This window comes from Cyanobium sp. T1B-Tous (genome assembly GCF_024345475.1).
Taxonomy (GTDB): domain Bacteria; phylum Cyanobacteriota; class Cyanobacteriia; order PCC-6307; family Cyanobiaceae; genus Cyanobium_A.
In genome coordinates, this window is the sequence record NZ_JAGQBE010000011.1 from 1 (window position 1) to 22,303 (window position 22,303).

At 70.0% G+C, this 22,303-nt stretch carries 24 protein-coding genes; 10 read left to right on the forward strand and 14 right to left on the reverse strand.

Going from position 1 to position 22,303, the window contains the following annotated elements:
• The 4 genes from KBY71_RS04265 to KBY71_RS04280 all read right to left on the reverse strand — a co-directional run.
• On the reverse strand, positions 1-1,207 hold a 1,207-nt coding region (locus KBY71_RS04265; protein WP_254927723.1), incomplete at its 3' end, for a leucyl aminopeptidase.
• 43 nt (positions 1,208-1,250) lie between these two features.
• Positions 1,251-1,844, reverse strand: coding sequence for a GIY-YIG nuclease family protein (locus KBY71_RS04270; protein ID WP_254927724.1), 594 nt, complete (start codon positions 1,842-1,844; stop codon positions 1,251-1,253).
• A 4-nt stretch (positions 1,845-1,848) separates the two neighbouring features.
• Positions 1,849-2,556 (reverse strand): hypothetical protein, encoded by a 708-nt coding sequence (locus KBY71_RS04275; protein WP_254927725.1) that lies wholly within the window; start codon positions 2,554-2,556, stop codon positions 1,849-1,851.
• Between the two features lie 15 nt (positions 2,557-2,571).
• Complete coding sequence (locus tag KBY71_RS04280) at positions 2,572-3,285, reverse strand: response regulator transcription factor (RefSeq protein ID WP_254927726.1); 714 nt, start codon at positions 3,283-3,285, stop codon at positions 2,572-2,574.
• A gap of 116 nt (positions 3,286-3,401) precedes the next feature.
• Here KBY71_RS04280 and KBY71_RS04285 point away from each other — a divergent pair, with 116 nt between their 5' ends.
• Together KBY71_RS04285 and tyrS are read left to right on the forward strand one after the other, a co-directional pair.
• The gene (locus tag KBY71_RS04285; protein WP_254927727.1) at positions 3,402-3,725 is read left to right on the forward strand and encodes a DUF1825 family protein; all 324 of its coding nucleotides are present in this window, start codon (positions 3,402-3,404) and stop codon (positions 3,723-3,725) included.
• Positions 3,726-3,862: 137 nt separating this feature from the next.
• The gene (tyrS, locus tag KBY71_RS04290; protein ID WP_254927789.1) at positions 3,863-5,080 is read left to right on the forward strand and encodes a tyrosine--tRNA ligase; all 1,218 of its coding nucleotides are present in this window, start codon (positions 3,863-3,865) and stop codon (positions 5,078-5,080) included.
• 31 nt (positions 5,081-5,111) lie between these two features.
• Here the strand turns inward: tyrS and KBY71_RS04295 are convergent, their stop codons facing one another.
• Positions 5,112-5,369, reverse strand: coding sequence for a hypothetical protein (locus KBY71_RS04295; RefSeq protein WP_254927728.1), 258 nt, complete (start codon positions 5,367-5,369; stop codon positions 5,112-5,114).
• A gap of 56 nt (positions 5,370-5,425) precedes the next feature.
• Here KBY71_RS04295 and pyrF point away from each other — a divergent pair, with 56 nt between their 5' ends.
• Together pyrF and KBY71_RS04305 are read left to right on the forward strand one after the other, a co-directional pair.
• The gene (pyrF, locus tag KBY71_RS04300; RefSeq protein ID WP_254927729.1) at positions 5,426-6,145 is read left to right on the forward strand and encodes an orotidine-5'-phosphate decarboxylase; all 720 of its coding nucleotides are present in this window, start codon (positions 5,426-5,428) and stop codon (positions 6,143-6,145) included.
• Positions 6,142-7,041, forward strand: a complete 900-nt coding sequence (locus tag KBY71_RS04305; protein WP_254927730.1) for an oxaloacetate decarboxylase — start codon at positions 6,142-6,144, stop codon at positions 7,039-7,041. Before pyrF ends, KBY71_RS04305 begins: the two co-directional genes overlap by 4 nt.
• Here KBY71_RS04305 and KBY71_RS04310 read toward each other — a convergent pair.
• The 5 genes from KBY71_RS04310 to hpf are packed head-to-tail and all read right to left on the reverse strand — an operon-like array spanning position 7,027 to position 11,690.
• On the reverse strand, positions 7,027-8,241 hold the full coding sequence (locus KBY71_RS04310) for a glycosyltransferase family 4 protein (RefSeq protein ID WP_254927731.1): 1,215 nt from the start codon (positions 8,239-8,241) through the stop codon (positions 7,027-7,029). The genes KBY71_RS04305 and KBY71_RS04310 overlap by 15 nt on opposite strands.
• 27 nt (positions 8,242-8,268) lie before the next feature.
• Positions 8,269-9,609 carry an MFS transporter gene (locus KBY71_RS04315; protein WP_254927732.1) on the reverse strand — a complete coding sequence of 447 codons (1,341 nt, stop codon included), beginning with the start codon at positions 9,607-9,609 and terminating at the stop codon, positions 8,269-8,271.
• A 25-nt stretch (positions 9,610-9,634) separates the two neighbouring features.
• Positions 9,635-10,429 (reverse strand): DNA repair protein RecO, encoded by a 795-nt coding sequence (gene recO, locus KBY71_RS04320; protein WP_254927733.1) that lies wholly within the window; start codon positions 10,427-10,429, stop codon positions 9,635-9,637.
• A gap of 8 nt (positions 10,430-10,437) precedes the next feature.
• Positions 10,438-11,106 carry a deoxyribose-phosphate aldolase gene (deoC, locus tag KBY71_RS04325; protein ID WP_254927734.1) on the reverse strand — a complete coding sequence of 223 codons (669 nt, stop codon included), beginning with the start codon at positions 11,104-11,106 and terminating at the stop codon, positions 10,438-10,440.
• Positions 11,103-11,690: a ribosome hibernation-promoting factor, HPF/YfiA family gene (gene hpf, locus KBY71_RS04330; protein WP_254927735.1), complete on the reverse strand. Its 588-nt coding sequence runs from the start codon at positions 11,688-11,690 to the stop codon at positions 11,103-11,105. Before hpf ends, deoC begins: the two co-directional genes overlap by 4 nt.
• 54 nt (positions 11,691-11,744) lie before the next feature.
• Between hpf and lipB the strand changes: the two genes are divergently transcribed.
• The 6 genes from lipB to queA all read left to right on the forward strand — a co-directional run bounded on the left by lipB (position 11,745) and on the right by queA (position 19,375).
• Positions 11,745-12,425 carry a lipoyl(octanoyl) transferase LipB gene (gene lipB / locus KBY71_RS04335; protein ID WP_254927736.1) on the forward strand — a complete coding sequence of 227 codons (681 nt, stop codon included), beginning with the start codon at positions 11,745-11,747 and terminating at the stop codon, positions 12,423-12,425.
• Between the two features lie 32 nt (positions 12,426-12,457).
• Positions 12,458-14,413, forward strand: a complete 1,956-nt coding sequence (locus KBY71_RS04340; RefSeq protein WP_254927737.1) for an AMP-binding protein — start codon at positions 12,458-12,460, stop codon at positions 14,411-14,413.
• A gap of 82 nt (positions 14,414-14,495) precedes the next feature.
• Positions 14,496-14,939, forward strand: a complete 444-nt coding sequence (locus KBY71_RS04345; protein ID WP_254927738.1) for a YlqD family protein — start codon at positions 14,496-14,498, stop codon at positions 14,937-14,939.
• Positions 14,940-15,002: 63 nt separating this feature from the next.
• The gene (locus tag KBY71_RS04350; RefSeq protein WP_254927739.1) at positions 15,003-16,331 is read left to right on the forward strand and encodes a dihydrolipoamide acetyltransferase family protein; all 1,329 of its coding nucleotides are present in this window, start codon (positions 15,003-15,005) and stop codon (positions 16,329-16,331) included.
• A gap of 13 nt (positions 16,332-16,344) precedes the next feature.
• Positions 16,345-18,210 carry an APC family permease gene (locus KBY71_RS04355; protein WP_254927740.1) on the forward strand — a complete coding sequence of 622 codons (1,866 nt, stop codon included), beginning with the start codon at positions 16,345-16,347 and terminating at the stop codon, positions 18,208-18,210.
• Positions 18,211-18,226: 16 nt separating this feature from the next.
• Positions 18,227-19,375 carry a tRNA preQ1(34) S-adenosylmethionine ribosyltransferase-isomerase QueA gene (gene queA / locus KBY71_RS04360; protein WP_254927741.1) on the forward strand — a complete coding sequence of 383 codons (1,149 nt, stop codon included), beginning with the start codon at positions 18,227-18,229 and terminating at the stop codon, positions 19,373-19,375.
• Here the strand turns inward: queA and KBY71_RS04365 are convergent.
• The 4 genes from KBY71_RS04365 to KBY71_RS04380 form a co-directional block, all read right to left on the reverse strand.
• On the reverse strand, positions 19,367-20,440 hold the full coding sequence (locus KBY71_RS04365; RefSeq protein ID WP_254927742.1) for a hypothetical protein: 1,074 nt from the start codon (positions 20,438-20,440) through the stop codon (positions 19,367-19,369). The genes queA and KBY71_RS04365 overlap by 9 nt on opposite strands.
• 176 nt (positions 20,441-20,616) lie before the next feature.
• Entirely contained in the window at positions 20,617-21,216 is a 600-nt protein-coding gene (locus tag KBY71_RS04370; RefSeq protein WP_254927743.1) for a superoxide dismutase, read from the reverse strand.
• A 47-nt stretch (positions 21,217-21,263) separates the two neighbouring features.
• Positions 21,264-21,905 carry an FKBP-type peptidyl-prolyl cis-trans isomerase gene (locus KBY71_RS04375; protein ID WP_254927744.1) on the reverse strand — a complete coding sequence of 214 codons (642 nt, stop codon included), beginning with the start codon at positions 21,903-21,905 and terminating at the stop codon, positions 21,264-21,266.
• A 35-nt stretch (positions 21,906-21,940) separates the two neighbouring features.
• A complete protein-coding gene (locus KBY71_RS04380; RefSeq protein ID WP_190389859.1) occupies positions 21,941-22,297 on the reverse strand; it encodes a phasin family protein in 357 nt (118 codons plus the stop codon).
• Positions 22,298-22,303 lie beyond the last annotated feature (6 nt).

The window sequence follows — 22,303 nt, forward strand, 5'->3', positions numbered from 1 at the left end:
AGCCGTCGTTGTTGGACCAGAGGCCCGCCATCTCCTCGCCCAGGGCGATCACACAGGCCCCGGTGAGGGTGGCCAGATCCACCACCGCATCGGGCTCGAGCTTGCAGGCATACACCAGGGCATCGGCCAGGGTGAGCCGCCCCTCGGCATCGGTGTTGTTGATTTCAATCGTTTTGCCGTTGGAGGCGGTCACGATCGCGCCGGGGTGGATGGCCCCGCCGCTGATCATGTTTTCGCAGGCGGCCACGATCATGTGCACCTCCACGCCGGCGGGCTTCAGCTCGGCGATGGCCCGCATGGCCCCCAGCACCGCCGCGCTGCCCCCCATGTCGTACTTCATCATCTCGATCTGGGAGCCGGCGGTTTTGAGGTTGTAGCCGCCGGAATCGAAGGTGAGGCCCTTGCCCACCAGCACCAGCCGGCGGCTGGCCTCACCGGCGGGGCGGTAGGTGAGGTGGATGAATTTCGGCGCCAGATCGGAGCCCTGGGCCACCGCCAGGTAGGAGCCCATGCCCAGGGCCTCGCAGTCGTTGCGCTCCAGCACCCTCAGCTCCAGGCCGAAGTCGTGGGAGATCGCAGCAGCGGTGTCCGCCAGGTGCTGGGGGGTGGCCACGTTGGGTGGGGCCGCCACCAGCTCCCGGGCCAGCTCCACGCCTGCGCAAGTGGCCGACACCGCCGCCAGGGTGGGCTGGGCAACCTCGGCCAGACCGATCAGGCTGACCGTCTCCGGCAGGTTCCGGGGCTCGGGTTCTCCCTTGAAGCGCTGGTCGCTGAACAGGGCCAGGCGGGCGGCCTCGGCCATGGTCCGGGCTGCGGCGCCGGACTCCAGCCCTGCCAGCGGCATGGCCAGGCCGAGATGGCGGGCCCCGGCGGTGGCGGCGGCCTGGCTGGCGGCGGCGCAGGCCTGGCGCAGGCCTGTGAGGTCAAAGTCGGCCGGGGCCCCCAGGCCCACCAGGATCAGGGTCTGGGGGGCGCCGTCGAGGCGCTCCAGGCTCAGGCAGGTGCCGGGCTTGGCCTTGAAGCGCCGTTGCTCCAGCCGGCCAGGAAGAGATGGGTCGAGGCGGGCCGCCAGCTGGGCCAGCAGCACCGGCTCGGGTTGCCCGGCTTCTGGGGTGTCGCTGCCGGCGAACAGGCCGACGGCCAGGCAATCCCCGTCCCACTGGTCCAGAACCGTGGGCAGGGTGTCGGGGATGCAGCGAAACTCCATGGGCCGGCCGGGGGTGGCGCGATCGTAGCCAGGGCGATCCGGTTCACTCCGCCTGGAAGGGCGTGGCCCAGCGGCTGCGGGTTTCCTTGTTGAAGGGGGGCAGCCAGCGCTGGATCAGCGCCTGCTCGAGGGCCCGCCGTGGCCGGGTGGCCTCGGGTGCATCCAGCCAGAAGCGGATGCTCAGCTGGCAGGTCAGGCCAGCGGCCAGCAGCGCCTCGCTGTAGGCCGCCAGGTAGGCCTTGCAGTCATGTTCGCCCTTCCAGCGCTGGTCGGCCCGGCCCGTCTCCCCGACGTAGAGGAGCAGGGGCTGGCCCAGGTTGGCGGGGCGATCAGCCACAAAATAGAGGGCCGCACCCCGCTGGGGAGCCGTGGGCCAGCGCCAGAAGGACAGGGGTTGGGGCCGCAGCATCAGGGGGTTGGGCGGCTCGGCCTGCCCAGCGGTGGCTGGACCCGGTTCGCCGAACAGGGAGCCCTGCTGAGGGGCGTCGCCCTGCTCGCTCAGCAGGGGGTGCTGGTGGGCGGCCAGGCGGGCCTGCCACTCCAGCAGCTGGTGGGCCAGCAGCGGAAGCTCCTGGGCTCCGCCCTCCTTCGCGCCTGTGAGGGCCGATGGGCCGAACAGTTCCCCCTGGCGTGCCATGGCCCTAGCGGTCCCTGGCGGAGGGCGGCAACACCGGTCCAGCCGGACCGGGCCGGAACTGAACCCGGCCGATCCAGCTTTCCACCAGCGCGGCCGGCAACTGCAGCCGCTGCTGCAGGTCGGCCAGATCCAGGAAGGGGCCGCGCCCCCGCTCCCGCAACAGCCGGTTGAGCCGTTCCGCTCCCAGGCCCAGGGGCTCCAGCTCCCGGGCTGGGGCCCGGTTGAGATCGATCCGGCTGGGGGGGCCTGCCGCCAGGGCGGGTTCGCCGTACCAGCGAAACTCCAGCAGGGGCAGCCAGGCCTGCACCATGGCGTCGGGCAGCTCCAGCACCCGTTGCAGGTCGTCGCTGCCGCTCAGCTGGACGCCGCCGGCTTGGAGACGCAGCAGCAGGTCCACCTGGGCTGGCTCCAGGCCGGGCAGTCGCAGCCAGTCGGCGGCGGTGGCGCGGTTCACGTCGAGACGCCAACCCAGGGCGGCGGCGCGCTCCACGGCTGCGGCGTCCTCCAGGCGGAGGTTGGGGTCCTGCTGGAGTTTCAGGGCCAGCAGATCCCGCTCCACGTGCTCCCGGTGGCGCTCTTCGGCGGGAGCCTCGCCGCAGGAGGGCTGGGGGGGCTGGCGGCTGGGCGCCGGAATCTGGCCAGTGGCCCGCAGCACCTGACGGGCCAGGGGATCCAACCAGTGCCGCTGGGCCATGGCGGAGCGCCACCGCATCAAATCCGCCTGAACCTAGCGGGGGTCTTCGTGGTCAGGCCAGTCGATCAGACCCCAGCGCAGGCCGAGCACGGCGGCGTGGGTGCGGTCGCGGGCCTGGAGCTTGCGGCTGAGATGGCGCAGGTGGGTTTTCACGGTGTCGGGCGTGACAAACAACTGCTGGCCGATTTCGCCGTTGCTGTCGCCCCGCGCCACCAGGGTCAGCACCTCGCGCTCGCGCTCGCTCAGGGCTTCGAGGGGGCCCGGGCCAGCCGGACCCTGGCGAAACAGTTCGGTGAGGCTGCGGTCCACGTAAACGCCGCCGCCGCTGATGGCATGCAGGGCGGCCATGGCGCTGCCCAGGCCGAGGCGGGACTCCACCAGCAGGCCATCACAGCCGGCCGCGATGGCGCGCTGGATCGCCGCCTGGCGGTGCTCCTGGGTGACCAGCAGCAGGGTGTGGATTGTTGGCCAGCGTTGTTTGATCTCCTGCACCAGGGCCACCCCCGACCCCTGCTCCAGGGTGTCGCTCAAAAACACCATGGAGGGTTGGTGCCGCTCCACCAGGGCCAGCCCTGCTGCTTCGCAGGTGGCGGCCCCGACCAGCTGCTCCCGGTCCACCAGGGCGCCCACAAACAGACTCAGCAGGGCCCGGTTGCCGAGGCAGGTCACCAGCCGGGCCTCGCGCAGCAGGTTGTGGATCTGGCCGGTGTTGCGACGGAGCTGCTCGAGCTTGGGAGTGAAGTCCATGGCTGGGGCTCACGGGCGCCGAGCACTGGTTCCATGCTGGCGGGATTACGTCTATCCGCACTCCCCAGAGGGGCCCTTGGTCACCAGAATCGGACCACCGCAACGCTGCCAGGGTCATGGCGTTCTTTGAATCCGAGATCGTTCAGGACGAAGCCAAGCGTCTGTTCGGCGACTACCAGCAGCTGATGCAGCTCGGCGGTGAGTACGGCAAGTTCGATCGCGAGGGCAAGAAGCTCTACATCGAAAAGATGGAAGACATGATGGAGCGCTATCGGGTGTTCATGAAGCGCTTCGAACTCTCCGAGGATTTCCAGGCCAAGCTCACCGTGGAGCAGCTGCGGACCCAGCTCAGCCAGTTCGGCCTGACGCCCGAAACCATGTTCCAGCAGATGCACCAGACCCTCGAGCGCATGAAGGGTCAGCTCGATACCCCCGCTTAGCGGCTGCGTACGATCCGGCCACACCGCCACCCAGGGGGCCTGCGCTGATGACCGGATCGCAACCGTCCGCAGTGCAACCGTCTGCAGTGCAACCGTCCGCCCTGAAGGCCTCCCTGCCGGCCTGGCTGGCCCGGGGTATGGCCGACCTGTTCCCAGCTGGTGCGGCAGCCGAGGATCCGGATCAACAGCTCCGTGCCCGGCTCGACCAGGCAGAGCGCCGCGGTGTGCCGTTGCGGGTGAAGCTCGGCATCGACCCCACGGGCTCCGACATCCACCTGGGTCACTCGATCCTGTTCCGCAAGCTGCGGGCTTTCCAGGATGCGGGCCACACCGCGGTGCTGATCATCGGCGACTTCACCGCCCGCATTGGGGATCCCACGGGCAAGAGTGCCACCCGGGTGCAGCTCAGCGCCGCCGAGGTGGAGGCCAATGCGGACACCTATCTCGTGCAGCTGGGCCTGGGGCAGGACCCGGAGCGGGCCCTGCTTGATTTCCACACCCCCGGTCGGCTGGAGGTGCGCCGCAACAGTGAATGGCTGGCGGGCCTGGATCTGCCCAAGGTGATCGAACTGCTGGGCACCAGCACCGTGGGTCAGATGCTGGCCAAGGAAGACTTCGCCAATCGCTACGGCTCCGGCACGCCCATTTCCCTGCACGAGTTCCTCTACCCGCTGCTGCAGGGCTACGACTCGGTGGCCATTGAGGCCGACCTGGAACTCGGCGGCACCGACCAGAAGTTCAATGTGGCCATGGGCCGCGATCTGCAGCGCCATTTCGGCCAGCGCCCCCAGTTCGGGATGCTCCTGCCGATCCTGCCGGGCCTCGATGGCGTGCAGAAGATGAGCAAGAGCCTGGGCAACACGGTGGGTCTCAGCGACGACCCTCTCTCGATGTATTCCAAGCTCGAGAAGGTGCCCGATGCGGTGGTGGAGGACTACCTCACCCTGCTCACCAACCTGGACCTGGAGGCGCTGCCGGCCAACCCCCGCGAGCGCCAGAAGGCGATGGCCCTGGAGATCACCCGCCAGCGCCATGGGGCGGCGGCCGCCAGTGCCGCCCAGGCCGATGCGGCCAGCTTGGTGGGCGGTGCCCAAGGCGCCGGGGCAGCCGATGCCGAGGTGCCTGAGGCCTCCCTGGCGGCCGTGAATTTCCCGGCCAAGGCCTTCTATCTGCTCAGCGCCGTGGGCCTCTGTGCCAGCAGCAGCGAGGCCCGCCGCCAGATCCAGGGGGGCGGGGTGAAGCTCGATGGCTTGAAGCTGGCCGATCCCAACCAGGAGTTCGCCGGCGCCGAGGCCCTCGCCGGCAAGGTGCTGCAGCTGGGCAAGAAGACCTTCCGGCGGCTGGTGCTGGACTGAGGGCTCCGGACGAGACCCCAACCAGCAGCGCTTAGCGGGTGCCGAGCAGGTCGTCCCAGCTCGGGCTCTGGGCCGTTGCCCCATCCGCCACCGCCCCATCACCGCAGCGGCAGGGGATGGTGATGACGGCATCGCCCCAGGGGTGCCAGGCAGGCAGGGGGCAGCACGGGGCTAGCTCCAGGCTGAGGGACACCGGCAGGGGGGTGGGCTCGGAGAAGGCCATGGCCACGGCTCGCACGGGTCCAGCCTGGGTGGTGGGATCGGCACCTCGATGCAGTGCTGATGCCATCGCCATGTCGCCTGGGCGACGCCCTCCCTAACCTGCAATTCAGCTGTCAGCGGCCCTTGCTCGATCCTGCCGATCGGATCATCGTCGCCCTCGACGGCATGGCGCCCGCCCAGGCCCTGGCCCTGGCGCGGGCCTTGCCGGGCCTGCGCTGGGTGAAGGTGGGCCTGGAGCTGTTCGTGGCCGGCGGGCCGGCCGTGGTGCAGCAGCTGCGCGATCAGGGCCAGCGGGTGTTCCTCGATCTCAAGTTCCACGACATCCCGGCCACCATGGCCGGTTCCTGCCGCAGCGCGGCGCGGCTGGGGGCTGAGCTGATCACGGTGCATGCCTGTGCTGGCAGTGAGGCCCTGGCGGCGGCCCAGGCGGCGGCGGTGGAGTCGGCCGCGGCGGCTGGCCTGCCGGCTCCCACCCTGCTGGCGGTGACGGTGCTCACCAGCTGGGATCCGGCCCGCTTCGCCGGCGAGCTGGCCATCGGCGAGCCCGTGGCCGACTACGTGCCCCGGCTGGCCCAGCTGGCGGCCGGCGCCGGCATCGGTGGTTGCGTGTGCTCCCCCCTGGAAGTGACGGCCCTGCGGGCGGCCCACCCCGAGCCCTTCGCCCTCGTTACCCCGGGCATTCGCCCGGCTGGGGCGGCCCTGGGGGATCAGCAGCGGGTGCTCACGCCGGCCCAGGCCCTGGCCGCAGGAGCCAGCCAGTTGGTGATCGGCCGGCCGATCACGGCGGCAGCCGATCCGGCGGCAGCCTTTGCCGCCTGCTGCCGGGAGCTGGATCCGGGATGAGCGGGTTGCGTGCCACCAGCCGCTTCCGCCAGCTGCTGGCGGCGCCGCAGATCCTGCAAATGCCCTGCTGCCACGACGGGCTCTCGGCCCGGATCCTGGAGCAAGCCGGTTTCGAGGCAATTGCGGCGGCTGGCTACGGGCTGTCGGGAAGCCTGCTGGGGGCCCCTGATATCGGCTTGCTGAGTGCCAGCGAGATGCTGCAGGCCTACGGCCGGATTTGCCAGGCCGTGGCGATCCCGGTGTTCGTGGATCTGGATACGGGCTTCGGCGATGTCAATAACGTGATTCGTGCCGTGCGGGAGGCGGAGCGCGCCGGGGCTGCGGCCCTGTTCATTGAGGACCAGACCTATCCCAAGCGTTGCGGCCATATGGCCGGCAAGCAGGTGGTGCCGGTGGAGGAGTTCCTGCCCAAGCTGCAGGCGGCCCTCTGGGCCCGGCAGGACCCCGATCTGGTGATCACGGCCCGCACCGATGCCGCTGGCGTGCTCGGCCTCGACGAGGCGCTGCGCCGCGCCCGCCTCTACGCAGCGGCCGGTGCCGATCTGGTGTTCGTGGAAGCCCTGGAGAGCGAGGCGGCCATGCGCGCTGCCAACCAGCTGCTCGCCGAGCTGGGGACTCCCAGCATGGCCAACCTGATTGAAGGCGGCCGCACCCCGCTGCTCACGGCCGAGGCCCTGCAGGAGATGGGGTATGCGGTGGTGGCCCATCCCTGCGGCTCGGTGTTCACGGCGGCCCAGGCCCTGCAGGACTGGGCCCAGCACCTGCGTCAGCACGGCACCAGTGCCGGCTTCGAAGGCCGCATGTTGGATTTCGAGCGCTACGCCCTGCTGGTGGGTCTCGACACCATTCGTGCCCGCCAGGCCGGGTTCAGCGGACCCGCATCACACCACCAGTGAGCCCTGGGGCACCAGCTCGGCGTAGAGCGCTTCGAGGGCGTTGATGTTGCCCTCCAGGGTGTAGCGCTCCAGGGCCCGCTGGCGGGCGCGGCGGCCCAGCTCGGCGGTGAGGACGGGTTGGTCGCGCAGCACCGGCAACAGGGTGCGCAGCTGGGTGGTGACCCCCTGGGTGCTGATCACAATGCCGGCGCCCCCTTCGAGCACTTCCCCATCGGCGCCGGCATCGGTGGCGATGCAGGCGGTGCCGCCGGCCATCGCTTCGAGCAGGGCCAGGCTCAGTCCCTCCACCAGGGAGGGCAGCAGGAACACTTCCGCCAGCTGCTGGAAGGCCACCCGTCGCTCCAGGCTGGGCTCGTAGCCCCACCACACCAGGTCGGGTTCATCGCCCGTGGCCTGCAGGGCGCTGCGCAGGGGGCCATCGCCCACGATCACCAGCACGCAGCCGGCTGGGCGCACGAGCCGCCAGGCCTTGATCAGGGCCTCCACGTTTTTCTCGGTGGCCACCCGCCCCATGTAAAGGAAGACGCGCCGGCCGGCAAAGCGCTGGCGCAGCTCCTGCAGCTCGGGGCTGGGCTGGCCCCCGCCGGGGAGGCTGTCGGGGGCGGGACGCCAGGTGTCGGTGTCGACGCCGTTGGGGATCACCGCCAGCCGCTCGGCCCGCACGCCCAGGCGCAGCAGCACGTCGGCCTGCAGCTCGGAGAACACGATCACCTTGTCGAATTTGGCCAGGGTCGGGGCGTAGAGCTGGTACGTGAGCTGCTGGGTGCCGGCGGTGAGGTTGCGCAGGCTGGCGTCAAAGGCGGGATGGAACGTCGCCACCACCGGCAGCCCCAGCTGCTGGCAGAGGTCGGGCAGGCGGAAGTCCAGGGGGGAGAGGGTGAGGCTGGCGTGCACCAGGTCGGGCTTGAGCCGCTCGAGGGACTCGCGCAGCTCCCGTTGGGCCCCCAGGGAGGGAATCGTGTACACCTGGGATTTCACCAGGTAAGGCAGGGCCACTTCCGGGCCCCCGCCATTGCTGTCGCCGAGGTTCTCAACCTCTGGCAACACGTCGCCGGAACGGCCCAGGCTGCCGGCCGGCGTATCGAAGTGGATAAAGCTGATCCCGTGGCCGCGGCTGCGCAGCGCATGGGTGGTGGTCAGTCCGTAGGTGACGTTGCCGCAGAACGGGGTTTTCTTGCCCAGCCAGGCAATGTGGGCCACCAGGGCTCGCGCGTCCGGGAGACCACGCTAACAGCGTTGCCAGGGGCGCTCGAGCAGAGCGGCAATCAGGGCCACAGCGGCTAGGCCCCAGAGCACCGGCAACAGCCCGTAGCGGCTCACCACCGTGCCCGCCAGCACCAGCGGCAGGCTCAAGGCGATGTTGATCAGGTTGTTCTGCAGGCCGAACACCTTGCCCCGCAGCTCCTCCGGCGTCTCCTCCTGGATCGTGGTCTGGGCGGGGATCGCCAGCAGGGCCGAGCCCACCCCGAGCACGGCGCAGAGCAGCAGGGTGAACACAAGGTTGCCGCGCAGCTGTCCCAGCAGCACCAGACTCCAGGCAATCGTGCCCAGTCCGGTGGCGGCCAGGTGGCGGCGGTTGAGGCCCTGGCCCAGCTGGGCCACGGCCAGGGCGCCGATGGCCAGGCCCAGGCCGCTCATCGCCAGCAGGGTGCCGAACTGGGTGGGACCCAGCCTGGGGATGGCCGACGCCAGGCTGATGGCCAGCACGTAGAGGGCCGCCAGCAGGCTGTAGAGCAGCACCAGCTGCACCATGGCGCTGCGCACCCGGGGGCGCTCCCGCAGCACCTGGACCCCCTCGCCGATTTCCTGCCACACCGAGGTTCGGCTGGGTGGCCGGGGCTCCTCCTGCCAGCGAATCCGGCTGATGGCCACCGCCGCCATCCCGTAACAGAAGGGCAGCAGCAGGAATTCGCCGCCGTCGATGCCGATCCGCTGCAGGGCCAGATGCAGCAGCCGCAGGATGGGATCGCCCAGGGCAAATCCCACGATGGTGGCCGCCATGCTGGTGGCCTGGTAGAGGGAATTGGCGGCCAGGAGTTGGTCGCTGGGCACCAGTTGGGGAATGGCCGCCTGTTCGGCGGGGGCGAAAAACTGGGTGAGCACCGACTCCAGGAAGGTCATCAGCACCAGGCCCCAGTAGCCCCAGCTCAGGCCGAGCCACTCCGGCCCCTGCACCAGGCAGAAGGGCGCCAGCAGCACCAGGCCCGCCCGCAGGGCGTTCGAAGCCACCATCACGGCCCGCTTGGGCCAGCGGTCGGCCCACACCCCAGCCACCGTCCCGAGCACCATGGCCGGGATCGTGTTGGCCACATAGATCCCCGTGGCCAGCAGGGTGATCATCTGGGCCCGGGTTTCGGGCAGGTCGAGGCGAATCGCCGACGCGGCCTCGGCCAGGGCGGGATTGGCCTCCGGCGTTCCCCGCACCCAGGTCTGGGCGATCAGGAACACCATCAACACGATGTAGAACTTGTCGGCCAGTTGGGACAGGATCTGCCCCAGCCACAGGCGCCGGAAATCGGGCAGGGCTAAAACGCCTTGCAGGCCGGTGGCGTGGGAACTGCCGCTCAAGTTCGCCCGGGCCGCTTCTGGATCGTCATGATGCCGCAACCCCGGGGGAGAAGCCGGAGCGCAGCAGCCGAAAGGCCCGGGGACGGCGCTCGAGGTGTTCCTGGCACCAGTGCTCCACCAGGTCGAGCAGGTGCAGCCACACCGGCAGCGGACCCATCAGCTCGCCATCGCGCCGGCGGGGCAGGTTGGGCCGCAGCAGCCGTTGCAGCAGGGCCAGCTCCGAGGCATTGAGCACCACCCGGGCTCCCGCCAGGCCGCCGATCACCAGGCCTTCGCTGGGAACGAGGCTGCAGCGCCAGTCCCAGTTGCCCACGGGGGGCTCCAGCGGCTCGCCGCTGCGGGCGCAACGGCCCAGGGGCAGGGCGTAGCCGCCGAGGGCGAGCAGATGCACGCTGCCCTGCACCGCAATGGCCAGGGCCTCCAGGTCGCAGCCCCGCTCCCGCACCAGGACGTCGAGGCGGCCCAGCTGCATCAGCAGGTCGGCCAGCATCCCCGGGGCGGGGGATTCGCTGGGCACCAGGGCGAGGCACAGTTCGTTCAGGGCCTGGGCGGCGGCCAGGGCCTCCAGCTGCTGGGCCAGGCCGCTGTAGCTGCGCAGCACCTTCAACTGGCGCACGCGCCGCAGGCCGCTGCGACCGCCCACCTGCAACTGCAGGTGGCTGAGGGGCACGGCGGCGGCCAGGCTGCTGCGGGGACGGCGCGCCCCCGGCACCGCCAGCCGGATCACCCCTTGGTCTTCGCTCAGCAGGGTGAGCAGGCGGTCGTTTTCGCCGAGGGGCTTGCAGCTCAGGGCCAAGCCCTCCAGGCTCTGTTCGGGCACCGCTGCGCTCAGCTCCGCAGGGCCAGGGCCAGGGCCACACCGCGGCTGGTGCCGAGGCGGGTGGCGCCCGCTTCCACCAGGGCCAGGGCGTGCTCCAGGTCGGCGATGCCGCCGGAAGCCTTGATGGCCGCCCGGCCCCGGGCCAGCTCCCGCAGCTGCTGCACCTGCTGAACGGTCACCGGCGGGCCGAAGCCACTGCCGGTCTTGAGGAAGCGGGCACCGGCATCGATGCTGATCTCCACCAGCAGGGCCAGGGCCTCGGGATCGAGCCGGCCCACCTCGAGGATCACTTTCACCGGCAGGCCCAGTTCACAGATGGCGGCCAGCTCGTCGTGGATCGGCGTGCTGCGGCGATCCGCCAAGGACCCGAAATCGGGCACCACATCGAGTTCATCGGCCCCCGCGGCGGCGGCGGCCTCGGCCTCGGCCTGTTTCACCGCGGCCGGCACCGCGCCGAAGGGAAAGCCCACCACGGCGATCAGGCTGGGGCTGGGGCCCTTCCCCTCCCGGGGCAGCTGCTCCCGGGCGGTATCCACCCAGCGGGAGGCCACGCACACCCCGGCAAAGCCGAAGTGGCGGGCCTCCTCGCAGCACTGGCGGATGGCCGTGCTGCCCTGGTGGGGATCCAGCAGGGCGTGGTCGATCAGGGGGCTGAGGTCGGGCCGGTCGGCGCTCACGCGTCCTTGGCCTGGATCACCCCGAAGCCGCCATGGTTGCGGTGATACACCACCTGAATCTGGCCGCTCTCGGCGTCGCGGAACACGTAGAAGTCGTGGTCGATCAGCTCCAGCTGGTGCAGGGCGTCGTCGAGGCTCATCAGCGGCATGGCGTAGTACTTGCGCCGCACACCCGGGCTGGGCAGCTCGGGTTCCTTGCCATCCACCAGGCTGCTGCCGGGGGGCGGCAGGGCGGCGGCACCGGCCTCCTCGTCGCGGGCGGAGCGGTGCACGGGCCCCTGGCTCTGCTCTTGGATGCGGTCCTTGTAGCGGTGCAGCTGGCGGCTCAGCTTGCTGGCCACCAGGTCGATGCTGGCGTAGAGGTTGTCGCTGCGCTCCTGGGCCCGGATCACGGTGCCGTTGGCAAACATCGTGACCTCCACCGTCTGCTGGGGAACCCGGGGGTTGCGGGCAACCGAGAGGTGCACGTCGGCCTCCTTGACGAGGCCTTCGAAGTGGTGGATGGCGCGGGTCAGCTTGGTTTCGGTGTACTCCCGGATGGCCGGGGTGACGTCAAGATTGCGGCCATGGATCAGCAGTTTCATCAGATGGCAACCGCCTCCGGTGTTCTGGTGCTCCAACGCTAAGAACGGTTGGTGATGGGCCCCAAGCTCGACGCAATCCTTTTTGAAGCGGCGCAACCGGTGCCGTTTGAGCGGGCCTGGGCAGCCCAGCGCAGCCTCCAGCAGCGGCTCCTGGCCCACCCCGAGGGGCCGGAGGCGGTGCTGCTGCTCGAGCACGAGCCCTGCTACACCCTGGGCCGCGGCGCTTCGGAGGCCTTCCTGCGCTTTGATCCCCGTCGCCCGCCCCTGCCGCTGCACCGGATCGACCGCGGCGGGGAGGTGACCCACCACGCCCCGGGCCAGCTGGTGCTCTACCCGGTGCTCAACCTGCAGCGCCACGGTGCGGATCTGCACCACTACCTGCGGGAGTTGGAGCAGGTGGTGATCGACCTGCTGGCTGGGCTGGATCTCCAGGGCGAGCGCATCGCCGGACTCACCGGCGTGTGGCTGGAGGGCCGCAAGGTGGCGGCGATCGGCGTCGGGGCGCGCCGTTGGATCAGCCAGCACGGCCTGGCCCTGAACGTGGATGGCGACCTGGCCGGCTTTGCCGCGGTGGTGCCCTGTGGCCTCAGCGACCGGCCGGTGGGGCGGCTGGTGGACTGGCGGCCGGAGCTCACCAGTCAGGGCCTGCGTCAGCCGCTGCTGGGGGCCTTCGCCCGGCGGTTCGGGTTGGATCTGCGGCCACCGAACCCCCAGGAGGGCCTCCAGGGGTGGTAACCCTGGGGCCACGCCATTCCCCTGCCGTCGCCGTGGCCCGCGCCGCCTCTCCCGCTGAGATCCACTGGAGCGGCAGCCGCCGCGACCACCAGGCCCTGGCCCGCCGTGCCGACTGGAGCGGTCTTACCGGCCTGGAGCAGCTCTGGCCCGTGCTGGCCGAACGCCATGGCGACGCCATCGCCCTAGAGGCCCCCCACGCCGCCACTCCTGAGCAGGTCAGCTACCGCCAGCTGCACCAGCGCATCGAGCAGGCCGCGGCAGCCTTTGCCGGCCTGGGGGTGGCTGCCGGGGATGTGGTGGCCCTGTTCGCCGAAAACAGCCCCCGCTGGCTCCAAGCCGACCAGGGACTGATGCGGGCCGGTGGCGCCGATGCGGTGCGGGGCAGTGCCGCTCCGGTGGAGGAGCTGCGCTACATCCTGGAAGACTCCGGCGCCGTGGGCCTGGTGGTGGAGTCGGCCAGGTTGCTGGCAGCCCTCGCCCTCGACGGAGAGCGATGGGCACGGCTGCGTTTTGTGGTGGTGCTCGAGGGGGAACAGGGCGAGGGAGTGCCACCGGTGCCCTGCCTGGGCTGGGGAGACCTGCTCGAGCGCGGCGCGGCGGCGTTGGCTTCTGGCTCGCCGGTTCCGCCCCCGCCCGGGGATGGGGCCCGCCTCGCCACGATCCTCTACACCTCTGGCACCACCGGGCAGCCCAAGGGCGTCCCCCTCAGCCACGCCAACCTGCTGCACCAGCTGCGTCATCTGGGCGTGGCTGTGGCCCCCCGGCCTGGCGATCGGGTGGTGAGTGTGCTGCCGATCTGGCACTCCTACGAGCGCAGCGCCGAATACTTCCTGCTGGCCTGTGGCTGCCGCCAGACCTACACCACCCTCAAGCAGCTGCGCGCCGACCTGCAGCGGGTGCGGCCCCACTACCTGATCAGTGTGCCGCGGCTGTGGGAGGCGCTGCTTTCGGGCTTTGACGATGCCCTGGCGGCGATGCCGGCGTCGCGCCAGCGGTTGCTGCGGGCCGCCCTGGCCAACAGCCGCGCCTACGGCCAGCGGCGACGTCAGGCCCTGGATCTCACCCTCACCCCGGAAGCCTTACCGGGCCGCCTCGGGGCGGCTGCGCAGGCGCTGCTGCGCTGGCCCCTGCACCGGCTGGCTGCAGCCCTGTTGTGGCCCAAGGTGCGCCAGCAGCTGGTGGGCGGGCGGCTGCGCACGGCGATCAGCGGCGGCGGCGCCCTGGCCTTGCACGTGGATGGCTTCTTTGAGGCAATCGGCATCGCGCTGCTGGTGGGCTACGGCCTCACCGAAACCAGCCCGGTGCTCACCTGCCGCCGCAGCTGGAGCAATCGCCGCGGCAGTGCCGGCCAGCCCCTGCCGGCCACCAGCCTGCGGATCGTCGATCCGGACACGGGTGCGCTTCTGGCCATCGGCGAGCGGGGACGGGTGCTGGCCTGCGGTCCCCAGGTGATGGCGGGCTACTGGCGCAAGCCGGAGGCCACCGCGGCGGTGCTGGATGGCGAGGGCTGGTTTGACACGGGTGATCTGGGCCAGTTGCTGCCCGATGGCTCCCTGGTGCTCACCGGCCGGGCCAAGGACACGATCGTGCTCAGCAGTGGCGAAAACATCGAGCCCGGCCCGCTGGAGGAGGCCCTGGTGGCCAGCCCCCTGATCGAGCAGGTGATGCTGGTGGGCCAGGACCGCAAACAGCTCGGTGCCCTGCTGGTGCCTCGGGCCGAGGCCCTGGCCGCCTTCGCCGTGGCGGCGGGTCTGGCCCCGGCGTCGGCTCCGGCCGAGGCAGCCCTGCTGCGCGTCCTCACCCGCGAATGCAATCGGCTGCTGGCCGCCCGCCCGGGCTCCCGGCCCGATGAGCGCCTGGCCGGAGTGGCCCTGGTGGAGCCCTTCACTCTCGACAACGGCCTGCTCACCCAGACCCTCAAGCAGCGCCGCGATCGCATCGTGGCCCGGGATGGCGAGGCGATTGCGGCCATTTATGCGCCCCGTTGAAGGCCCGGCTTTGAGGTGCGGCCAACCGGCCGTTGACCCGGGCCCGCCGCACTGACAGCCTGGGCGCTGCTTTGCATGACCCATGGCCGACGGCTCCCTGACGATCAAGCGCACGATCACCGTGCGTGCCGTGGTCACGCCCCGCTGGAAGGAAGACGCCGAGCGCGAACTCAGCAACGCCATTGCCAACGTCGACGGCCAGCTGTCCCAGCTGGAGCAGGAGGGGCAACAGCTGATCGACGAGATCCGCCGCCAGAGTGCCAACCCGCTCGACCCCCGGGTGCAGGACCAGGTGGCATCGGTGCAGCAGCAGGTGGCCGCCAAGCGGGCCGAGCTCGAGGAGCAGAAGCGGCAGATGCTTGAGCAGCAGCGCCAGGTGCGGGAGCTGGAGATGGAGCAGATCGTGGAGCAGGGGCAGATCGAGAGCCTCTGCGAGGTGCGGGTGGGCGACAACCTGGTGGAGAAGCTCCAGGCGGCGGTCCTGGTGCGCGATGGCGTGATCGAGGCCATCGAAACCGGCGCGTGAGGCCGGCGCCTGAGCCCTGGCCAGGAGCCACGTAAAATCCGCCCAACTCGCGGCAGACCCCCGTTGGCCACCCACGAAATCTTCATGCCGGCCCTCTCGTCCACCATGACGGAGGGCAAGATCGTGGAGTGGCTGAAGAAGCCCGGCGACAAGGTGGAGCGCGGTGAGTCGGTGCTCGTCGTCGAGTCCGACAAGGCCGACATGGACGTGGAGTCGTTCAACGAGGGTTTCCTGGCGGCCGTGTTGATGCCCGCCGGCGGCACCGCCCCCGTGGGCGAAACCATCGGCCTGATTGTGGAAACCGAGGCCGAGATTGCCGAGGCGGCCGCCAAGACGCCGGCGGCTCCGGCCGCAGCCGCCACTCCCGCAGCTGTGGCGGCCGCTGCACCCCCCGTCAGCGCCCCCCCCACTCCTGCGCCGGTGGCGGTTCCCGCACCCGTCGCTGTTGCGGCGCCGGCTCCCGTGGCCTCCGGCCGGGTGGTGGCCTCTCCCCGCGCCAAGAAGCTGGCGAGCCAGCACGGCGTGGCCCTCGACAGCCTGCGGGGCAGTGGTCCCCACGGCCGGATCCAGGCGGAGGACGTGGAGCGGGCCCTGGGCCTCACCGTGGCCGTACCCCGGGTGGCGGAAGGCTCTGGTGCTGCCGTGGTGGTCGCTGCCGGTGCCAACGGGGCCGCGGCGGCCCCCGCTCCTGCCGGTGAGGCCTTCGGGCGACCCGGGGAAAGCGTGGCCTTCAACACCCTTCAGGGGGCGGTGAATCGCAACATGGTGGCCAGCCTGGCGGTGCCCTGCTTCCGGGTGGGCTACACGATCACCACCACCAAGCTGGATGCCCTCTACAAGCAGGTGAAGCCCAAGGGCGTCACGATGACGGCCCTGCTGGCCAAGGCCGTGGGCGTGGCGCTGGCCCGCCATCCCCAGGTGAACGCGGCCACCAGCGCCGATGGCAGTGCCATGAGCTTCCCCGCCGCCGTGAACGTGGCGGTGGCCGTGGCCATGGAAGACGGGGGGCTGATCACCCCCGTGCTGGCCAACGCCGACAAGACCGACATCTATTCGATGGCCCGCACCTGGGCCGATCTGGTGGCCCGGGCCCGCAGCAAACAGCTGCAGCCTGAGGAGTACAGCACCGGCACCTTCACCCTCTCCAACCTGGGCATGTTCGGCGTCGATCGCTTCGACGCGATCCTGCCTCCGGGCACGGGCGCGATCCTGGCGGTGGCGGCCTCCCGCCCCACCGTGGTGGCCGGCAAGGACGGCTCCATGCGCGTGGCCAACCAGATGCAGGTGAACCTCACCTGCGACCACCGCACCATCTACGGCGCCCACGCCGCTGCCTTCCTCAAGGACCTGGCCCAGCTGATCGAGACCAACCCGGAGAGCCTGGCGCTCTGATCTCCTGACCACCGTGAACCAGCCTGCAGCCACGGCCCTGTTCCGCAGGCTGCTTGGCAAGCCTCTCCCCAAAACGGCCGCGGCCTCCGAGCGGCTGCCCAGCCTGCAGGCCCTGCCGATCCTTGCTTCCGATGCCCTGTCGTCGGTGGCCTATGCCACGGAGGCGGCCCTGGGGGTGTTGGTGTTGGCTGGCAGCCAGGCGCTGCGCTTGTCGCTTCCCATCACCCTGGCGATCGTTGCCCTGATCGCGATCGTGGTGGCGTCCTATCGCCAGACGATCGAGGCCTACCCCCAGGGCGGTGGCTCCTACGTGGTGGCCCGGGAGAACCTCGGTACCGGCCCCTCCCTGGTGGCGGCGGCGGCCCTGCTGGTGGATTACACCCTCACGGCGGCGGTGAGTTTGATGGCCGGCACCCAGGCCCTCTCCTCCCTCTGGCCGGCACTGCTGCCCTATGAGGTGCCCCTGGCCCTGCTGCTGCTCTTGGCGGTGGGCTGGGCCAATCTGCGCGGCCTGCGGGAAGCCGGTCAGGCCTTCAGCCTCCCCACCTACGCCTTTGTGGCGATGGTGGTGTTGCTGGCGGTGTTCGGTCTCCAAAACCTGGTGGGGGCCCATGGCTTCAGCCCCGATCCCCCCCCGGTCATCCGGGCTGTGGAGCCCCTCGGAGCCTTTCTGGTGTTGCGGGCCTTCAGCTCCGGTTGTTCGGCCATGACCGGCATCGAGGCGATTGCCAATGGCGTTTCGGTGTTTCGCGAGCCAGCAGCCCGCCGTGCCCGCGCCACCATGTTGGTGATGGGCCTGATGTTGGGGGCCATGTTCCTGGCCGTGAGTGGCCTGGCCTATCTGTACGGAGTGGCCCCCGATCCCGATCGCACCGTGCTGGCCCAGGTGGGCCTGCGTGTGTTCGGTGCGGGGAGTGGGCTGTTCTGGGCCCTGCAGATCACCACCCTGCTGATCCTCACCCTGGCGGCCAACACCGCCTTTGCGGGCTTCCCACGCCTGGCGGCAATGTTGGCCCAGGATCGGTTTCTGCCCCGCCAGATGGGCTGGATCGGCGATCGGCTGGTGTTCCAGAACGGCATCGCCGTGCTGCTGGCGGCGACGGCGCTGATCATCCTGGTGTGCCGGGGCGACACCACCGTGGCGGTGAACCTCTATGCCCTCGGCGTGTTCATGGCCTTCACCCTCTCCCAGGTTGGGATGGTGGTGCGCTGGTGGCGCCGGCGCGGTGCTGGTTGGTTCGGGCGGCTCGCCATCAATGCGCTGGGTGCCCTCACCACCTTCGTGGTGTTGCTGGTGATTGTGGTGAGCAAGTTTGGGGAGGGCGCCTGGACGGTGGTGATTGCCATCCCCCTGCTGGTGTGGCTGCTGGCCAGCATTCGCAATCGCTATCGCCGCGTCTATGACGCCATCGCCCTGCCGGCTGACTCCAGTGGCAGCCTGGTCCTGCCGGCCCGGCGCGATCCGGTGGGCAACCGCAGCATCGTCTGGATGGCCTCCCTCTCCCGTCCTTCCCTGGATGCCCTGCGCTACGCGGCCACGGTGTCGGATCAAGTCACCGCGGTGTGGGTGCGCTCCGAGGGCGACGACATCGACGGGATTCAGCGCGACTGGGGGCGGCTGGTGGGCGAGTCGCCTGGCATCAGCCTGCGGATTCTGGACAGCCCTTACGCCTCGTTGATCGATCCGTTTGTGGCGTTTGTGGCCGCCGAAGAGCAGGCCCACCCCGAGGTGAGCCACACCATCGTGATGCCGATGGCGATCCCTCGCTACCGCTTTGATTCCCTGCTGCTCAACCAGCGCGGCATCAACATGCACCGGGCCCTCGATGCCAGTGGCAACCGGGTGTTTACCCTCGTGCGCTATTACCTGCCGGCATGACCGCCGGACTTCAGCCATGAGCACCCCCGCCGATCGGCGGCTGTCGAGCTACGGCTTCGATCTTCCAGACGCGCGCATCGCCCAGCGCCCGGTGGAGCCCCGCCATGCCGCCCGCCTGTTGGCGGTGGATCCCCCCGGAGAGGGCCCTGCCCCCCATGCCCGCCATCTGAGCGTGTGGGACCTACAGCAGGAGCTGCAATCGGGGGATTTGCTGGTGGTGAATGACACCCGGGTGCTGCGGGCCCGCCTGGAGGCGCGCCGGTCCAGTGGCGGCGCCGTGGAACTGCTCGTGCTCGAGCCCTGGCAGGGAGACCAGGCCTTGCCCCAGGGCAGCGGTCAATGGCTCTGCCTGGCCAAGCCGGCCAAGAAACTCCAGCCGGGCGATTGGATTGAGCTGGTGGCCGGCGATCAGCCCCCGCTGCCCGTGCAGGTGCTGGGCAGCGACCCCGCCACCGGCGGTCGCATCGTGCAGTTTCCGGCCGAGTGCGGGGATGCGGCCGCCCTCGAGCCGCTGCTGGTGCGCTACGGCGCCATTCCCCTGCCGCCCTACATCCACGAGCACGACGCCAGCGACAACGAGCGCTACCAGACCCGCTATGCCGCCCGCCCTGGAGCCGTGGCGGCACCCACGGCGGGCCTGCACCTCAGCGACGACTTGCTGGCGGCGATTCGCGGGCGCGGGGTGGAGCTGGCCACCACCACCCTGCACGTGGGCCTGGGCACCTTCCGGCCGGTGGAAACGGAAGATCTCAGCCAGCTGCAGCTGCACAGCGAGTGGGTGGAGGTGAGCCCGGAGCTGGTGGCCGCGGTGGCGGCCTGCCGGGCGCGCGGCGGCCGGGTGATCGCCATCGGCACCACCTCGGTGCGCAGCCTGGAGGCGGTGGCCCAGCTGCATGGCGGTGAGCTCAAGCCCCACACCGGCCCGGTGAACCTGGTGATCCAGCCCGGTTACCGCTTTGCCGTGGTGCAGGGCCTGCTCACCAACTTCCACCTGCCCAAGAGCTCCCTGCTGCTGCTGGTGAGTGCCCTGATCGGCCGCGAGCGCCTGTTGGCCCTCTACACCGAGGCGATCGAGCGCCAGTACCGCTTTTTTTCCTACGGCGATGCCATGTGGATTTCGCCAGAGGCGGTGCTCAGCAGTGCCCAGCCAATGGGATCAGCTTGAGGTCACGCGGGCATGGTGTTCGTCGCCCTTCGCTGCTGCTGAGGGGTGCCGACGGCTCTCCAGGAGTCGCCAGCCCGCCACCGCCAGCCCACCGCCGAGGGCCAACACCAGCAGGTCGCGCAGCCAACCTGGCAGCCTGCCGGCCAGGCTTTCGGGAAGGGGAGTGCCTTTGGGGTCGGGCCCATAGGCCACCTGGCAGGCAGCATTGAGCAACTGGGCCTGGGCGGCCGTGCTGGGCACCTGACCGTCAAGCAGACCCGCTTGGCAGTTCGCCGCCCCCTTGATCGGCGGGCTGCCAGCCACGGCGTAGCTGAAGTCGGCGCCCGCTGTGCCCACCGAGTCAACGGTGGCGTAATTCAATTGATAGTCGCTATTGGGGACCTCAATGACGGGTGACTGTTGTTCGGAGGCGGCGTTGACCAGGGCGCTGATCACGTCGGCTCCGGCTAGGGCCGCCAGGCCCCAGCCCGGTGATGCATTGCCCCACCACCCCCAGGTGTCGGGGCCCCAGTTGTACCAGCCATATCCCCAGGGACGGTTTCCCCAGTAACCCCCATTGGCCCAGTTGTTGTTCCAGCCGCCGTAGTTGCGGTTGTAGAAGTTGGTCTCGCGGTTGACCTGGCTGTTGAGGCGATTGGAATCGACATTGCCCCAGCTGCGGTCGCTGCCACCTTGGTTGAAACGGCGGAACTGGTCCGCGGAGATGTTGTGGCCGGTCCAGGAGGTGCGGCTGCCGGTTCCGAAGGAGGGATGACTGCCGCTGTAGCCCTGATTCAGGTCCCGCTCCATGGGTCGGTCTGTCGGTGCGGCACGCTCGATCGGTGCTGCCGGCTGAAGCGGTGCTGACTCAACGCGTGGCGCGCTGAAGCGGTACGAGCCACCGCCCCCTCCGCTGAAGCTGCCCCCGCTGAAGCCACCTGAGCTGAAGCCACCGCCACGAAAAGCTTCACCGCCACCAAAACCGCCGCCGCCGCCACCACCGCCCCGGGCCTCCGCCGTCAGAGGGGCCACACCAGCACCGACCAGCAAGACAGCACTGAGAGCAAGGGTGGTGGACTTCAACATCCCGAAGATGGCAGACCAGGCCTCTGGATGTTCTGCAGCAGTGAAGACCCTGTCAGCGCCTCTGGCACGATTGTTGATGTCCCGCGTCCGGCGCGTCCTGGTAGGCCAACAAAAAGCCCCCGGGATCACCGGGGGCCTTGGCATGGAGGAGCGAACTCCTCCGTTGCTGCGGACGTTCAGGCGGCGGCCAGGTTGGCGGCCACGAAGTCCCAGTTCACCAGCTTCTCGAGGAAGGTGGTCATGTAATCGGGACGGCGGTTCTGATAGTCGAGGTAGTAGGCGTGCTCCCACACATCCATGGTGAGCAGGGCCTTCTGACCGTGGGCCAGGGGCAGATCGGCGTTGGGGGTCTTGGTGACCTTCAGGGTGCCGTTGTCGAGCACCAGCCAGGCCCAGCCGCTGCCGAACTGGGTGGCGCCGGCGGCCTTGAACGCCTCGACGAAGGCCTCGAAGCTGCCGAAGTCAGCGTTGATCTTGTCGGCCAGGGCGCCGGTGGGCTGGCCGCCGCCACCGGGCTTCATGCACTGCCAGTAGAAGCTGTGGTTCCACACCTGGGCGGCGTTGTTGAACACGCCGGCCTTGCCAGCGTCCCCGGCCACGGCGGTGATGGTGTCCTCGAGGCTCTTGCCGTCCAGGTCGGTTCCTGCCACCAGGTTGTTCAGGTTGGTGACGTAGGCGGCGTGGTGCTTGCCGTGGTGGAACTCAAGGGTCGAGCGGGAGATGTTGGGCTCGAGCGCATCGAGGCCGTAGGGCAGCGCGGGCAGCGTATGAGCCATGAAGGGGGGTAGAGCGAGGGTGCATCTTAACGATCACGCCCCGACCCTCAGCCGCCGATGCGCAGCAGTTCCACTTCGAAGGTGAGGGTGGCATTGGGAGGAATCACGCCGCCGGCTCCCCGCTCGCCATAGGCGAGGTCGGGGGGGATCACCAGCTTGCGCTTGCCGCCCACCTTCATGCCGGCCACGCCCTCATCCCAGCCCTGGATCACCCGGCCGCCGCCGAGGGGGAAGGAGAAGGGGCCGCGCCCGTAGCTGCTGTCGAATTCGGTGCCGTTGGCCAGGGTGCCGCGGTAGTTCACCACCACGGTCTGGCCAGCGATGGCCTCGGCGCCGTCACCCACCACCAGGTCGGTGATGCGCAGTCCGCTGGGGGTGGTGCGCTCCTTGGGGGCATTGAGCTCGCCGCCGAGGCCAGCGGCCTGGGCCAGATCGCCGTTGGAGGCCATGCCGTCGTCGGTTGCCATAACAAAAAGGGTGGGGTTGGGGTCGTCGGGGTCCAGTTCGAAGCTGCTGGTCACCGCCGGTTGGCTGCGGGGGCTGGCCGGTGCTGGGGTGGCCAGCGCCGCCTCGGCCGTGGCGCCACCGGCACTGGCCGCCGCCACGGTGGTGGGGCTCACCAGCTGACTGACCAGGGCCAGCAACAGGCAGGCCACAAACACGGCGGAGCTGATCAGGATGTCGCGCATGGGAACCCGCGGGTTGGCCTGATTCTGCCGCTTGATCAATCGGGAATGTCCAGGTCTTCGGAGACCTCAGCGCCCGGGCGCTGGCGCAGGGCCCTCTCCAGCCGGTCGATCCGGCCCCGCAGTTCATCCAGTTCCCGCTGACGGGCCAGGCCCAGGTCCTGCAGCAACTGGTCTTTGTTGCGCTCCAGCTGGCGCTCCGCCTGTTGTTCCAGTTCCGGTGTCTCGCCGCGCAGGGCCTTGAGCACGTCATCCACCAGGGCCGGGGCCTGGCTGGGATCGAGCTTGCCGCTGCGCACCCAGGCTTGGGTCACGGTGCGCAGCCGTTCCGACACCAGGGAGGTGGTGCCGAGGCCGCGCAGCAGCAGCTGTTGGAGCGGGTTGTTGGGGTCCATGGGCGC